Here is a 15,356-nt window from a genome sequence, read left to right as displayed (position 1 = left end):
GCATGGCCGTACTCGACGGATTCACCGGATGGCCGCAGGAGTTCGCCGACCGCTACCGGGCGCGCGGCTACTGGCGCGACCGCCCGCTCGGCACCGTGCTCCGGGACAGCGCCCGGACCTGGCCGGACCGCGTCGCGCTCGTGGACGGCGAGCGCCGCTGGACCTACCGCGAGCTGGACGCGTGGGCCGACCGGGTCGCCGCCGGGCTACGCGGCCGGGGCATCGCCGACGGCGACCGGGTGCTCGTGCACCTGCCCAACGTCGCGGAATTCGTACCGCTGTGCTTCGCGCTCTTCCGGATCGGGGTGGTGCCCGTGCTCGCGCTGCCGCCGCACCGGGACACCGAGATCACGCACCTCGCCCGGCTCGCCTCGGCGGTCGCGTACGTCATCCCCGACGTGTGGGCGGGATTCGACCACCGCCCCTCGGCCCGCGCCCTCCGGCAGCGCGTCCCTGCGGTCCGGCACGTGATCGTGGTAGGCGACGCCGCCGAGTTCACCGCGTTCGGCGAGCTGGACCGGCCCGCCGCCACCGCCGGGGAGGCCGGGTCCGAGCCGGGCCCGGATGACGTGGTCCTTTCCGGGTCGGGTCCGGGCGACGTGGCCCTGTCCGGGCCGAGGCCGGACGATGTGGCCCTGCTCCTGCTGTCCGGCGGCACCACCGGACCGCCCAAGCTGATCCCGCGTACGCACAACGACTACGAGTACAACCTGCGGGCCAGCGCGCGGGTTGCGGGCCTCGGCCCGGACGACCGCTATCTCGCCGCGCTGCCGGTCGCGCACAACTTCGCCCTCGCCTGCCCCGGCGTGCTTGGCACGCTCGCCACCGGAGGCACCGTGGTGCTCGCCCCCTCCGGTGACCCCGAGACCGCGTTCACGCTGATCGAGCGGGAGCGGGTCACCGTCACCGCCCTGGTGCCGCCGCTGGCGCTCATGTGGCTCGACGCGGCGGAGGCGCTCGGCCCGGATCTGCGCGGCCTCCGGCTGCTCCAGGTCGGCGGCTCCCGGCTCAAGGCCGCGTCCGCGCGCCGCGTCCGGCCCGTGCTCGGCTGCGCCCTGCAGCAGGTGTACGGCATGGCCGAGGGCCTGCTCAACTTCACCCGCGTGGACGACCCCGACGACGTGGTGTGCGAGACCCAGGGCAGGCCGCTCGCCGCCGACGACGAGGTGCGGATCGTGGACGCGGCCGGGCGCCCGGTGCCGCCGGGCGAGGCCGGCGAGCTGCAGGTGCGCGGGCCGTACACGCTGCGCGGCTACTTCGGCGCGGGCGAGGACGTGCGCGCGCACAACGCGACCGCCTTCACCCCGGACGGCTTCTACCGCACCGGCGACCTGGTGCGGCGGCTGCCGGGCGGGGAGCTGGTGGTGGAGGGCCGGGTCAAGGACGTGATCAACCGGGGCGGGGACAAGATCCCGGCCGAGGATGTCGAGGGCCTGCTCATGACGCACCCGGCCGTCCGCGACGTGGCCCTCGTCGGCATCCCCGACGAGGTGATGGGGGAGCGAAGCTGCGCCTATGTGATCCCCAGGGGCGAGCCACCCACCCGCCGCGACCTCGTGCGGCACCTGACGGATCTGGGCGTCGCCGCGTACAAGTTCCCCGACCGGGTGCGGATCGTCGACGACTTCCCCCGCACCCCCCTCGGAAAGATCGACAAACGCGCCCTCGCCCAACGCGATCGCTCGCCGGGAACGGCGTGACGGCCCGGGCGCGCTGTCGTGTCTTCCTCCGGGTGCGGGTCGTCGATGACTTCCCTCGCGCCCCCTCGGAAAGATCGGCAAATGTGCCCTCGCTCAACGCGACCGCCCGCCGGGCACGGCGTGAGGGTCCCGAGCGGCGCTGTCGGGCCTTCCTCCGGTGGGGCGTGAGCCAAGGCCGCGCGTGCCGTCGTCCCACCCGCCCGCGAGGCGAGAGAGCCCGACGCAGCCGGCCCTCCACCGACGGCCGGGAGCCCGCGTCGTATGCCGGCCCTCCCGCCCGCCGGGCGGACGTCGATGCCGTTGATCCACAGTGCGAAACGAGAAAGGGAGACCAGTGTCCGACAAGAGCATCGAGATCGCCGAAGAGCTGGACCGGGCGGTCGCCGAGCTGCTCGACCTCCCGGTGCGATCGATTGCGCCGGACGACAACCTGATCGAGCTCGGCCTAGACTCGATCGCGACGATGAGGCTGGCGGGCGAATGGCGCGCCGCCGGGCTGCGGGTCCGCTTCGCCGACCTGGTGGCCGAGCCGACCCTCGGCGCGTGGCGGCGCATCCTTGACGGCCTGCGCGCCGACCCCGGCTCCGCCGAACCCCGCGCCGCCGACGGGGAGGCGGACGCGGCCGGGTTCGATGAGACGGCGCCGTTCCCGCTCGCCCTCATGCAGCACGCCTACTGGGTGGGCCGCGAACCCGACCGGCCGCTCGGCGGCGTGGCCGCGCACTTCCACAACGAGTTCGACGGGTCGGACGTGGACCCCGAACGGCTCGACGCGGCCGTGCGCGCCCTGCTGGACCGGCACGCCATGCTGCGCGTGCGCATCCTCGACGACGGCACCCAACGCATCCTCGACCGGTCCCCCTGGCCCGGCCTGCGCGTACACGACCTGCGTGACCTTCCGGCCGACCAGGCCGAGCGACGGCTGGCCGAGCTGCGCCGGGAGCTGTCGCACCGCCGACTCGACATCGCATCCGGCGAGGTGTTCGACGTACGGCTCTCGCTCCTCCCCGACGAGCTGCGCGAACGCGGCACTCGCCTGCACGTCGACCTCGACATGGTGGCCGCCGACGCGCTCAGCCTGCGCATCCTCCTGCGCGACCTCGCCCGGCTGTACGCGGGCGAACGGCCACCCCCGCTGCGCTACAGCTACCCGCGCTACCTCGCCGCCCGCGCCCGGGCACGCGAGTCCGCCGACGCCCGCGCCGCGGCCGAGGCCGCCCGCGCCCACTGGCGCGAGCGGTTGCCCGAACTGCCGGGCGCCCCCGCGCTCCCGGCGTCCGCGCGCCCCGACGACGCCGTCACGGTCGTGCGCAGGCACCGCCTCCTCGGCCCCGACGAGGTACGCCGGCTGGAGGAGACGTCCCGGCGGCACGGGCTCACCCTGGCGATGGCGCTCGCGGCGGTGTTCGCCGAGACCCTCACCGCGTGGAGCGCCGAGCCGCGCTTCCTGCTCAACCTGCCGCTGTTCGACCGCGAGCCGCTGCACCCCGACGTCAGCGCCCTCGTCGGCGACTTCACCTCCTCGGTGCTGCTCGCCTGGGACGGCGCCGCGCCGGGGACGTTCGCCGAGCGCGCGTCACTGCTGCAAAAGCGCTTCCACACCGACGTGGCGCACGCCGCCTACTCGGGCGTGGAGGTGCTGCGGGACGCCTCCCGGCTGCACGGCGAGCAGGTGCTCGCCCCCGTCGTCTACACCAGCGCGCTCGGCCTCGGCGAACTGTTCCCCGCCGAGGTGCGGCGGTGCTTCGGCGAGGCGTCGTGGATCATCTCGCAGGGCCCGCAGGTCTGGCTCGACGCGCAGGTCACCGAGCTGGACGGCGGGCTGCTCGTCAACTGGGACGCGCGCGAGGACGCGTTCGCCCCCGGCGTGCTCGACGCCATGTTCGACGCGTACGGCAGGCTGCTCGACCTGCTGCTCGCCGACGAGGCCGCCTGGTCGCGGCCGGTGCCGCCGCTGCTCCCCGCCGACCAGACCCGGGTGCGCGAGCGGGTGAACGCCACCACGGCCCCGCGCAGCGGACGGCGGTTGCACGACGCGTTCTTCGCCCACGCCCGGCGCACCCCGCACGCGCCCGCGCTGCGCTGGGGCGCCGACGGCTCGCTGAGCTACGGCGAACTGGCCGCCCGCGCGCTCGCCGTCGCCGCCCACCTGCGGGCCCAAGGGGTACGGCCCGGCGAAACGGTCGCCGTGTCGCTGCCCAAGGGGCCCGACCAGGTCGTCGCCGTCCTCGGCGTGCTCGCCGCGGGCGCGGCCTACCTGCCGCTCGGCATCGACCAGCCCGCCGCGCGCCGCGACCGCATCCTCGCCGCCTCGGGTGTCCGGGTCCTGCTCGACGACCTGTCCGTTGTGGCGGGTGCCGTGCCTGCTGACGACCCGGTCGTCGGCCCGGTCGCCGCCGCGGTCGACGGCCCCGACACGGCACTCGCCTACGTGCTGTACACGTCCGGCTCGACCGGCGAGCCCAAGGGCGTCGAGATGCCGCACGCGGCGGCGGTGAACACGATCGAGGACCTCAACGACCGCCTCGGCCTCGGCCCCGGCGACCGGACCCTCGCGCTGTCGGCGCTCGAGTTCGACCTGTCGGTCTACGACATCTTCGGGCCGCTCTCCATGGGCGGCGCGGTGATCTGCGTCGACGAGGAGCACCGCCGCGACGCCGTCGAATGGGCCGCGCTCGCCCGGCGACACCACGCCACCGTGCTCAACTGCGTACCCGCGCTGCTCGACATGCTGCTCACCGTGGCCGAGTCCGACGGCGGCGGCCTCGGGCTGCGGGCCGTGCTGCTCGGCGGCGACCGGGTCACCCTCGACCTGCCATCCCGGCTTGCCGCCGTCGCCCCCGGCTGCCGATTCGTGGGTCTCGGCGGCACCACCGAGACCGCGATCCACTCCACCTGGCAGGAGGTGGAGACCGTGCCGGCGGACTGGGCCTGCGTGCCGTACGGCAGGCCGCTGCGCAACGTGCGCTGCCGGGTGGTGGACGCGCTCGGGCATGACCGCCCCGACTGGGTGCCGGGGGAGCTGTGGATCGGCGGCGCGGGTGTCGCACGCGGCTACCGCGGCGACCCGAAGCGCACCGCCGACAGGTTCGTCGAGGTGGACGGGGTGCGCTGGTACCGCACCGGCGACCTGGCCCGCTACCGGCCCGACGGCACCCTGGAGTTCCTCGGCCGTCTGGACCACCAGGTGAAAATCCGCGGCCACCGCATCGAATTGGGCGAAATCGAGGCGGCGCTCACCGCGCACCCGCAGGTTGCCCAGGCCGTCGCGGTAGTGACCCCGCGCCGCCGCCTCGCCGCCGCCGTCGTCCTCCGCACCGGACGCCCCGACGCGACGGGCGAGGCCCCGGGCGACGAGGCTGCGGATCGCGAGGCCGCAGACGGCGAGGCCCTGCATGGTGGGGCCCTGGATGGCGGGGTTCCGGGTGGCGGGGTTCCGGGTGGTGGGGCTGCGGATGGTGGGGCTCCGGACGACGAGGCCGCGGATCGCGAGGCCGCAGACGGCGGGGCCCTGGATGGCGGGGCCCTGGATGGCGGGGTTCCGGATGGCGAGGCCCCGGGTGGCGGGGTCCCGGATGGCGAGGCCGGGGTCGGAGCCGCATGGCTGCGCGGGTTTCTCGCCACCCTGCTGCCGCCTCCGATGGTGCCGGATCGCATCGCCGTCCTGCCTGGGCTGCCGCTCACCCCGAACGGCAAGGTGGACCGGGGCGCGCTCGGCCGTACCCTGGACGTGGACGCGCCCGAGGCCACGGTCTCCCCGCCCTCGGGCACGGTCGAGACGCTGGTGGCCGCCGCCTGGCGCGAGATCCTGGGGGTGCGGGAGGTCGGCCGCGAGCACGATTTCTTCGCGCTCGGCGGCGACTCGCTGCTCGCCACCCGGCTGATCGGCCGGCTGCGGGCGGCCGGGCTGCGAGGGGTGGCGCTCAGGTCGCTGTTCGCCCACCCGGCGCTCAAGGACTTCGCCGCCACCCTGAGCCTCGGCGACCCGCCGGACGCCCAGGGCACGGCGGGCGGACCGGGCGCGTCCGCGCGGGAGGCCGAGCGCGACCCGGTCGAGCGCCATCGGCCGTTCCCGCCCACGGAGGTCCAGCGGGCGTACTGGCTCGGCAGGCGTGAGGGGTTCACCCTCGGGGGCGTCGGCAGCCACTTCTACCGCGAGTACGACGTGTCCGGCCTCGACGTTGAGCGGCTCGAACGCGCCGTCAACCGGCTGGTGCTGCGCCACGAGATGCTGCGGGCGGTCTTCGACGAGTACGGCGATCAGCGCATCCTCGCCGAGGTGCCGCCGTACCGGGTGCGGGTCGAGGAGGCCGGGCCGGACCCTGAGGCGGCGTTCGCCAGGCTGCGTGATGCCATGTCGCATACCGTCTTCGACCCCGGGGTGTGGCCGCTGTTCGCGATTCGGGTGGTGCGGGCGGGCGACCGCGCCCGGCTCGCGATCGGCGTGGACAACCTCGTCCTCGACGCGCTGAGCATCCTCACCTTCTACACCGAGCTCGCCACCCTGTACGAGGACCCCGACGCCCCGCTGCCGCCGCTCGACGTGTCGTTCCGCGACCACGTGCTCGACACCGTGGCGCGTCCCCGCGACGACGCCGAGGCCTGGGCGTACTGGCGCGAGCGGCTCGACACGCTGCCGCCCGCGCCGCGGCTGCCGCTCGCCATGGACCCCGCCGAGGTCGCCAAACCGGTCTTCGCCCGCCGCACGGCCACCCTCGAACCGGACCGCTGGCAGGCGATCGCCGGCAAGGCCCGCGCGCACGGCATGACCGCGTCGGGCGTGCTGCTCGCCGCCTTCGCCGAGGTGCTCGGACAGTGGAGCGCCCGGCCCGACCTCACCGTCAACCTCACCCTGTTCGACCGGGGCGAGACGCACCCGCACATCGACCGCGTGCTCGGCGACTTCACCTCGCTGCTGCTCATCGCCTGCCGCCCGGAACGCGAGGACACCTGGCTCACCAGGGCCCGCCGGGTGCAGGGGGAGCTGTGGGGCGCGCTCGACCACCGTCAGGTCTCGACCGTGCGGGTGCTGCGGGAGCTCGCCAGGCGCACCGGCGAGGCCGAGGTCACCATGCCGGTGGTGTTCACCAGCACGATCGGGTTGGGTGGCGACCTGCGACCGGCCGGGCGGCTGCTCGACCACTACGTGTGGGGCATCTCGCAGACGCCGCAGGTCTGGCTGGACCACCAGGCGGTGGAGCACGTGGACGGTCCCGCCGGGCCGTACGTGGAGCTGAACTGGGACGCCGTCGAGGAGCTGTTCCCGCCCGGCGTGCTGGACGACATGTTCGCCGCCTACCTGCGGCTGCTGGACTGGATCGGCGCCGCCGACTGGCACGAGCCGGTCCCCTCGCTGCTCCCCGAACCGCAGCGCGAGGTACGGCGACGCGTCAACGCGACCGCCGGGCGGCAGCGGCAGACGCTGCTGCACGCCGAGTTCTTCCGGCTCGCCGCCGAGCGGCCGGACCTGCCCGCCGTCATCGCCGACGGGCGGGCCACCCTCCGCTACGGCGAGCTGGCCGAGCGCGCGCTGCGCGTCTCCGCCCTGCTCGCCGCGCACGGGGTCGGCGTAGGCGACGTCGTCGGCGTGACCCTGCGGAAGGGGCCCGACCAGATCGCGGCCGTGCTCGGCGTGCTCGCCGCCGGCGCGGCCTACGTGCCCGTCGGCGTCGACCAGCCCCCGGCGCGGCGCGACCGCATGTACCGCGGCGCCGGCGTGCGCCTGGTGCTCACCGACGGGACCGTGCCGGATCTCCCTGCGGATCTCCCTGCGGATCTCCCTGCGGGCCTCCCTGCGGGCCTCCCTGCGGATCTCCCTGCGGGCCTCCCCGCGCACCTCCCCCCGGACGTCCCTGCGGATGTGGCCGCGCTGCTGGTCGGCGAGGCGAGCGCGCACCCGCCCGCGGCCGGGCCGGTCGCCGTCCCGGCCGACGCGCTCGCGTACGTGATCTTCACCTCGGGCTCCACGGGCGAGCCGAAGGGCGTCGAGATCACCCACCGGGCCGCGGCGAACACGATCGAGGACATCAACGACCGCTTCGGCGTCGGCCTTGGCGACCGCGTGCTCGCGGTGTCCGCCCTCGACTTCGACCTGTCGGTGTACGACATCTTCGGCCTGCTGAGCGTCGGCGGCGCCGTGGTCACCGTCACCGAGGACGAGCGCCGGGACGCCAGGCGCTGGGCCGAGCTGGCGGCCCGGCACGGCGTGTCGATCTGGAACAGCGTGCCCATGCTGCTGGACATGCTCCTGGTGGTGCTGGAGACCGGCGGCCGGGAACGGCCGGAGCGGCTGCGGCTCGCCCTGGCGTCGGGCGACTGGGTCGGGGTGGACCTGCCGGGCCGGCTGCGCGCGGCGGTCCCCGGCTGCCGCCTCGTGGCCCTCGGCGGCGCCACCGAGGCGTCGATCTGGTCGAACGCCTACGAGGCCGACCGCCTCGAACCGGGCCGGCGCTCCATCCCGTACGGCTACCCGCTCCGCAACCAGACCTACCGGGTGGTGGACGCGCTCGGCCGGGACCGCCCGGACTGGGCGGAGGGCGAGCTGTGGATCGGCGGGGCGGGCCTCGCCCGCGGCTACCGGAACGCCCCGGAGACAGCCGCGCGCCGCTTCGTCACCGTGGACGGCGAGCGCTGGTACCGCACCGGCGACCTCGGCCGGTACCGTCCCGGCGGCGAGATCGAGTTCCTCGGCAGGACCGACCACCAGGTGAAGATCCGCGGCAACCGCGTCGAGCTCGGAGAGATCGAGGCGGTGCTCGCCGAGCACGAGCGCATCGCCCAGGCGGTCGTCGTGGTCACCGGCCGGGGAGCGGCCCGCCAACCGGCGGCCGTGGTGGTCCCGGCCCCCGGCGGGGAACCGGACCCGGCGCAGGTGCTGTCGTGGGCGCGGACCCGGCTCCCCGCGCACATGACACCCGCGCGTATCGTCGTCCGTCCCGCGCTCCCGCTCACCGCCAACGGCAAGATCGACCGTGACCGGGCGCTGGAACTGGTCCTCGCCGACGGCTCGGACCGGCCCGGCGCCGCACCTGTCAACGGTGACCCTTCCAACGGTGAGTCTCCTGACGGCGAGAACGAGCGGCGCGTCGCGGCGCTGTGGGCATCGCTCCTCGGCGAGCCGGTGACCGATCGGGACGCGAGCTTCTTCAGCCTCGGCGGCGACAGCGTCACCGCCATGCGCTTCATCGAGCTCGCCGCCCGCGAACTCCGCGCCGAGATACCCCTGCCCAGGTTCTTCGCCGCGCCCACCATCCGCCGGGTCGCCGAGTTCCTCGACGCCGGCGACGGCTACGAGGAGGGCACGATCTAGCGTTCCGGCGGGCCGTCCGATGCCGAAGGCATGACCTGCCGCCCCCGCACACTCTTACCGTGCGTATGGCTGCCGACGGCCCGCGTCAAGCTCGTGCCAATCTCGTGCCGCCGATCCTCGAGGCGATTTCCGCGCCGCGACGCAGCCTGGCCATCCCCGGGGCGGCGTTCGTATGGGCCTGCTTCCCCGGCATCCCGTCGGGCGGCTCTTTCCCGTGTGTCTGCGGCGCGGCGCCCGGTCCGGGGACACATCGACGCGGCGTCAGGCGGTGACGGCCAAGGCGAGCGGGAGGACGGCGGGGGCGCCGGCGTGGCGGACGAGGGCGGCGGCCATCGTCATGGTCCAGCCGGTGTCGACGCGGTCGTCCACCAGCAGAACCGGGCCGTCGACGCCGCGCAGCGCCTGGGCGAGCTCCGGCGGCATGGTGAGGGTGGCGCGGATGGCCCGTACGCGCTGGGCGCTGTTGTACTGCCGCCCCGGCGAGCCCGCCCGGTAGCCGAGTTCGCCGAGGTAGCGCAGCTTTCCGGTCCGCGCGATGCGCTCGGCGAGGCCGCGGACGAGCCCCGGGCGGCTCTGCGAGGGCACGCTCACGACCGCCACCGGCCGCTGCGCCCAGTCCCAGGCGGCGAGCACCTGCACCACGGCCTGGAACATGTCGTCCGGCACGGGCGAGTCGGGGGCGCCCTCGGCCAGCAGGCCGCGCAGCCGGGAGCCCCAGCCGATGTCGGTGAGGCGCCCCAGGGCGCGCCCCGGCTCGGCGCCGAACTGCGGCTTGACGCGGCCGGACAGGTCGGCGATGCCGGTCGGCCACTGGCGGCGCGGCTCGAACTCGACCCCGGGGCGGCGCAGCCGCTCGGCCGCCGCCCGCACCGCCTCGGGTGGCGCGGCGTCGGGGGAGCGGTGCACGCCGGTGCAGTTGTCGCACCGGCCGCACGGCGTGGCGGTGTCGTCGTCGAGGTGGCGGCGCAGGAACTCCTCGCGGCACCCGGTGGTGGCGATGTAGTCGAGCATCGCCCGCTGCTCGGCCTGCCGCTCGGCCGCCACCCGGGCGTACCGCTCGGCGTCGTACGTCCACGGCTCGCCGGTCGCCTCCCAGCCGCCCCGCACCCGCCGTACCGCGCCGTCCACGTCGAGCACCTTGAGCATCATCTCCAGGCGGCTGCGGCTCAGGTCGACCCGCGCCTCCAGCGCGGGCGTGGACAGGGTGCCCGCCTCGGCGAGCGCGTCGAGCGTACGGCGCACCACCTGCTCGGACGGAAAGGCGAGTGAGGCGAAATACGCCCAGATGTCGCGGTCCTCGGGCCCGGGCAGCAGGATCACCTCGGCCCGCTCCACGCCGCGTCCCGCTCGGCCCACCTGCTGGTAGTACGCCACGGGCGACGGCGGCGCGCCCACGTGCACGACAAAGCCGAGATCGGGCTTGTCGAAGCCCATGCCGAGCGCCGAGGTCGCCACCAGCGCCTTGATCTTGTTGTAGATGAGGTCCTGCTCGGCGGCGAGCCGTTCCGCCGGGTCCGTCTGCCCCGAGTACGCGACCACCGCGTGGCCCTGGTCACGCAGGTAGGCCGCGATCTCCTCGGCGGCGGCCACGGTGAGCGTGTACACGATCCCGGACCCGGGCAGCTCGTACAGCGTCTGGGCGAGCCAGGCGAGCCGCTGCTCCGGACCGTCCGTGCGCACCACGCCGAGGCGCAGGCTCTCCCGCTCCAGCGGCCCGCGCAGCACCAGGGTCGCCTCGCCGAGCTGCTCGGCCACGTCACGGGTCACCCGCGCGTTCGCCGTCGCCGTGGTGGCGAGGATCGGCACGCCCGGCGGAAGCTGCTCGAACAGCGTGCGCAGCCGACGATAGTCGGGCCGGAAGTCATGCCCCCAGTCGGAGATGCAGTGCGCCTCGTCCACGACCACGAGCCCGGCGCTCGCGGCCAGCTCGGGCAGCACCCGGTCCCGGAACTCGGGATTGTTGAGCCGCTCCGGGCTGACCAGCAGCACGTCCACCTCGCCCGCGGCGACCTCGGCGTAGATGTTCTCCCACTCCTCCAGGTTCGCCGAGTTGATCGTGGCCGCGTGGATGCCCGCCCGCTCGGCCGCCGCGATCTGGTTGCGCATCAGCGCCAGCAGCGGCAACACGATCACCGTCGGCCCCTCGCCGAGCTCCCGCAGCAACGCCGTGGCGACGAAGTACACCGCCGACTTGCCCCACCCGGTGCGCTGCACCACCAGCACCCGCCGCCGCTCGACGACCAGCGCCTCGATCGCGGCCCACTGATCCTCCCGCAGCCGCGCGCCCTCCCCGGCGAGCGCCCTCAGCCGCTCCTCGGCCTCCTCCCGAAGGGCCTCCCGATCGGCCTCCCCCGCGCCGGAGAACGGCTGATCCCCGAACGCCCCGCCCGGAGTCGTTCCCCCGTCCACATCATCGAACTCGTCATCCGGGTACGGCTCGTCCGGGTACTCCGGAAACGGCGCGTCATGCAGGTCGTCGGGAAGCGGATTCTCAGGCACCCCTCTTTGCTAGCACGTCCGGGCGACCGTTCCCGCCGGTTCCGGAGGGCCTGTGGATGGTCAGGCGGCCGGCGGCGGGGCCGGACGGGTGGAGGCGGCGAGTTCGCGGAGCCGGTGGGCGGGCTCCGACGTCTTGGCCTTGGGCGGAAGCGCGTCCAGGATTTTGGCCGCGATGGTACGTCGCTGGGCGCTGAAGGACATCTCTTCACCGACCTGTACGGCAAGCGTGAGCCCTTCAAGGTCGCGGTTCTGGACCATGTGCAGCGCCTGCATGAGGCGAACCGACCTCGCGCCACCGTTGTAGCCGATACGGCTATGGCGCTCGTACGCAGCCTCGAGCTCATGTACGGCTGTGGCCTCGCCGAGCAGCGCGTGGGCGTAGCCCTGGGTTCCGAGCGGACCCCGCGCCCAGGTCCAGGTCGCAGGGTCGGTGGCACCGTCCACCGCTTGAGGCCGCCGCTCCCAGATCTCATTTGCCTTGACCAGGGCGGTCCGGACCATTTCTCTGTTTCCCTGCATCGCGCCGACCAGAGCGTGGGCGCAGTGGGCGTTCATGAGGCCGGGTGAAGGCTTGCCGTTGGCGATGTCCACGGCGTCCCGGGCGAGGCGGTCGACGACCGCGATCGGCCGTCCGAACCACAGGGAATGGAGGGCTTCCCCGGCCCGAATCCAGGTGGCAAGGGCCTGGTCGGAGGATGCGTCGGCGAAACGGCGGGCGGTGGCGAACGCTCGTACAGCACTTTGGACCTGCCCGACGTCGGCCAGATCGCAGGCCAACAGACTGGCGAGCTGGGCGGCGATACGCGTGAGTCCGTCCCGGACCACGGCTGTTTCCGTTTTGCCGAGCAGGTCGGTCACCTGGAGGAGGTCGGTGGCGAGCATGGGCACGGCCGCGCCCGGTCGATTGGTCGTGTAGTAGTGCCAGCGCTCGAAGACGATCCAGTCCCATTCGTCGGGATCGTGGGAGATCGGCCCGAGGGATTTATCGGCTGCGCCGAAAACGCGATTGATGACTTCCGGGCTGACGGCGGTGTGGATGCCGAGCATCGGAATCACCTGCATGAGTGTCCGTCGTTCCATGTCCTCGTCCTCGCGTTGTGTGGAAGACCTCGGCTCCACGGTACCCCTATACCGATCCAAATCGACTAGCGCGGCAGAAAGACGTACAAGTCGGCCATTCGCGCCGTAGAGCGCGTCGAGTTCGCTGATCACGCTCTCCGGTATCGGCCGTTCCGCCCGCTCCCATCTCGCCAGATAGGAAAGGTCGCGGTGGATGGCCCGCGCCGCGTCCTGCAGCGTCATGTTTCGCAGATCGTTGCGCCACCATCTGAGCGCGAATCCAATCACATACGCAGGAAAGTCGTCGATAGTGACTGATCTGTATACCTTAGAGGATTTCGGCACTTCGACCCCGCCTTTGGCCACATTGGACAGCCGCTGACCAGCGAAAAGCGCTACCGGCTCTTTGCCTGCTCCTCATCATGGCATTGCCGGAAAACGACGCGGCCGAAAACGGTGGAATCCATCGACTGCCCCGCCGTACGAGTCCTAACAAAACAGAACCCGGAGGTCCCATCCCATGTACCGGGACATTCCCGCTAATAACCCCATATCGCCCGGTTTTATCGTCGTGGTCGCCCCTGGCAGCGAGGATCGGCGACTCCGCTGCCCACAGCAGACCGCCACCCGGTACTGGGTGTTCCAGGACGCAGGCCGGTCACGCTTGGTCGCCGCACATCGCCCAAAGGGTGCCACCTCGCCCAGCCCTGATGCACCGATGCGACCGTGCCTGTGGCATCCATGCCATGACGAGCTCGGCGAGCCGTCGCGAGCCGCCAAAAGCGAGCGGAGGTCGGCCGAATGACCGTCCCCCTCGACGCCCACCGCCTGACACTCTCCGCCGACCCACGCGCCGCCGCCGAGGCACGCGAGTTCACCGGCAAAATCCTCACCGAGTGGGGCGTAACCGGCGACGCGGCCGACGACCTGCTGCTGATCGTCTCCGAACTCGTCACCAACGCCGCGGTCCACGGCGCCGCCCCCATCCACCTGTGGCTCTGGACCGCCAACGGCTGCGTACGCGGCGCCGTGGACGACCACGGCGACGGCATGCCCCGCCTGACTCCCCAGGCCACCGCGCCCGCCGGCGACATCAGCGAACACGGCCGCGGCCTCGCTCTGGTAACGAGCCTGGCCCGCACCCTCACCTGGCGCCGAATCCCCGAGGGCGGCGTCCGCGTGTGGTTCTCCTACCAGCCGGACGGTGCCGCCAGGGCTTGAACCGATCAGGCCCCGCCCGGCGGTTGACCGGCACAGATGTGTCCACGGCCGGTGGCCCCATCCCATCGGAGGCCGAAGACCTGACCGTCGGCGTGCCGGTGCCAAGGGCGGCCTCTACGCCGGACCGGCTTCAGTCCTCACGCGGCCCGCCGTGTCACGATCCGCCACGCACCGCCAATGCACGAGGTCGAACGCCACCGCGCCGCGCTCACGACACGGCTGAACCACACGGTCGAATGGGCTCAATCGTCTCCGCTGTGGAACACCACGTTCTGAGTTCCCTGGCCGAGGACCGCCTGCTGCGCCCGGTCGGATGCGACCACGTGCTGGACCACGGTCGTACCGCACGGTGCCGCCTCGGCACGTACCGCCTCGATCAGCTCACGCAGCTCGGTGGCGCATGCCGGATGGTCTTCGAGTAGATCGGTCAGGCGGGCCTTCCAGGCCGCAACCTGCTCCGCCCGTGCCTGCTCCAGCTCGCCGCCCGATCTGCCGGCGAGCTCCTGGCGCGAACGCTCCAGGCGCCGCTCCGCCGCCTCGACCTGCTCGGGATCGCCCCGGCCGAGCAGCCGGGCGAAGCGCTGCTTGACGGCGGTCCACGCGTCTGTGGCCATCGCCGAAACCAGGGCCGTGCCTCCGGCGGCGGCCAAAGCCGCCAACGATTCGCTCAACATGTGATCACCAGTGATCCTCTTCGAGGGGCGGGGCCGGGAATCGTCAGGGATCGAGTTCCGCCTCCGTCGCCTTGGAGAGCGGATGGTCGGCACCGAACCGTTCGCGTTTGAGGCGAAGCACCTCGCGGAACTCCGCGTTCGCGTCGTCGAGCCGTCCCGAGGACTTCAGGACGGTGGCGAGGCCATGCCTGATGATCAGCGTGTTCGGGTGCCCTGGGCTGTACACCCGGGACGCGATGGCGAGGACATCGCGCAGTTCCGACTCGGCGCCGACGTAGTTCTCCTGCTGGCGCATGGTCTCCGCCAGCTCGTAGCGGATGTCCAGCGTGGTCAGATCCGCCGCGGAATGCTCCGCGCTCCAGTCATGCAGCGTCTTCCGGTACAGCCGCTCCGCCTCTTCGAACCGGTTCTGTCGGCGCAGACAGACGGCGAGATTGAGCGCGGTCACGATCGTGTCCTCGTGTCGCTCGCCGAGCACACGCTGACCGAGCCCGACCTGGCCCCCGACGGCATCGCCTCCGCCAACGCCCTGCGCGACTTCATGGCCGAGAAGTTCCGCCAGGCACAGCAGATGGGCGAGCTCCCGCAGGACGACGATCCACCCACCCTCGCCGCCGTCACCCTGGCACTGGCCAACGGCCTGCAGTCGAGCGTGCTGGCCGGGCAGTACGACGGCCCCACGGCCGTGCGCCTGCTCACCGCCCACCTCGACCGGCTCTTCACCGGAGCATGACGCCGTGCCCGGCCCCGTACGCGATTCCTGCCACTCGCCCGAGCGAATGAGGCGGCCGGGCCGCCCCCCGACTGCGGGAACTCATCACCGCCTCCGCCTCCCCGACCCCACCGGCTCCGACGCCTTGGCCTGTGGTGGAGTGGGGCGCTGAGGGATATTTC

General features: G+C 73.2%; 8 protein-coding genes. 4 read left to right on the top strand and 4 right to left on the bottom strand.

The features are described 5' to 3' along the window. The first annotated feature begins 2 nt into the window (after positions 1-2). Positions 3-1,700, top strand: a complete 1,698-nt coding sequence (locus tag AB0K60_RS12780) for an AMP-binding protein (protein WP_364052461.1) — start codon at positions 3-5, stop codon at positions 1,698-1,700. 334 nt (positions 1,701-2,034) lie between these two features. Beyond that, entirely contained in the window at positions 2,035-9,009 is a 6,975-nt protein-coding gene (locus AB0K60_RS12775; protein ID WP_364052458.1) for an amino acid adenylation domain-containing protein, read from the top strand. A gap of 261 nt (positions 9,010-9,270) precedes the next feature. Here AB0K60_RS12775 and AB0K60_RS12770 read toward each other — a convergent pair whose 3' ends face one another. Together AB0K60_RS12770 and AB0K60_RS12765 are read right to left on the bottom strand one after the other, a co-directional pair. Further along, the gene (locus AB0K60_RS12770) at positions 9,271-11,316 is read right to left on the bottom strand and encodes a RecQ family ATP-dependent DNA helicase (RefSeq protein WP_364053466.1); all 2,046 of its coding nucleotides are present in this window, start codon (positions 11,314-11,316) and stop codon (positions 9,271-9,273) included. A gap of 252 nt (positions 11,317-11,568) precedes the next feature. Continuing rightward, a complete protein-coding gene (locus tag AB0K60_RS12765) occupies positions 11,569-12,855 on the bottom strand; it encodes a helix-turn-helix transcriptional regulator (RefSeq protein ID WP_364052455.1) in 1,287 nt (428 codons plus the stop codon). A gap of 513 nt (positions 12,856-13,368) precedes the next feature. Here AB0K60_RS12765 and AB0K60_RS12760 point away from each other — a divergent pair. Further along, complete coding sequence (locus tag AB0K60_RS12760) at positions 13,369-13,788, top strand: ATP-binding protein (protein WP_364052452.1); 420 nt, start codon at positions 13,369-13,371, stop codon at positions 13,786-13,788. 242 nt (positions 13,789-14,030) lie between these two features. Here AB0K60_RS12760 and AB0K60_RS12755 read toward each other — a convergent pair whose 3' ends face one another. Continuing rightward, positions 14,031-14,402, bottom strand: a complete 372-nt coding sequence (locus AB0K60_RS12755; RefSeq protein WP_364052449.1) for a hypothetical protein — start codon at positions 14,400-14,402, stop codon at positions 14,031-14,033. A 103-nt stretch (positions 14,403-14,505) separates the two neighbouring features. Next, positions 14,506-14,910, bottom strand: a complete 405-nt coding sequence (locus tag AB0K60_RS12750) for a tetratricopeptide repeat protein (protein ID WP_364052446.1) — start codon at positions 14,908-14,910, stop codon at positions 14,506-14,508. Between the two features lie 12 nt (positions 14,911-14,922). Between AB0K60_RS12750 and AB0K60_RS12745 the strand changes: the two genes are divergently transcribed. Next, positions 14,923-15,195 carry a TetR family transcriptional regulator C-terminal domain-containing protein gene (locus AB0K60_RS12745; RefSeq protein WP_364052443.1) on the top strand — a complete coding sequence of 91 codons (273 nt, stop codon included), beginning with the start codon at positions 14,923-14,925 and terminating at the stop codon, positions 15,193-15,195. Positions 15,196-15,356 lie beyond the last annotated feature (161 nt).

The sequence above is a fragment of the Thermopolyspora sp. NPDC052614 genome (assembly GCF_040678635.1).
Classification (GTDB): Bacteria; Actinomycetota; Actinomycetes; order Streptosporangiales; family Streptosporangiaceae; genus Thermopolyspora.
The sequence above is the reverse complement of the archived record's forward strand: the minus strand, read 5'-3'. Positions and strand labels throughout refer to the sequence as shown.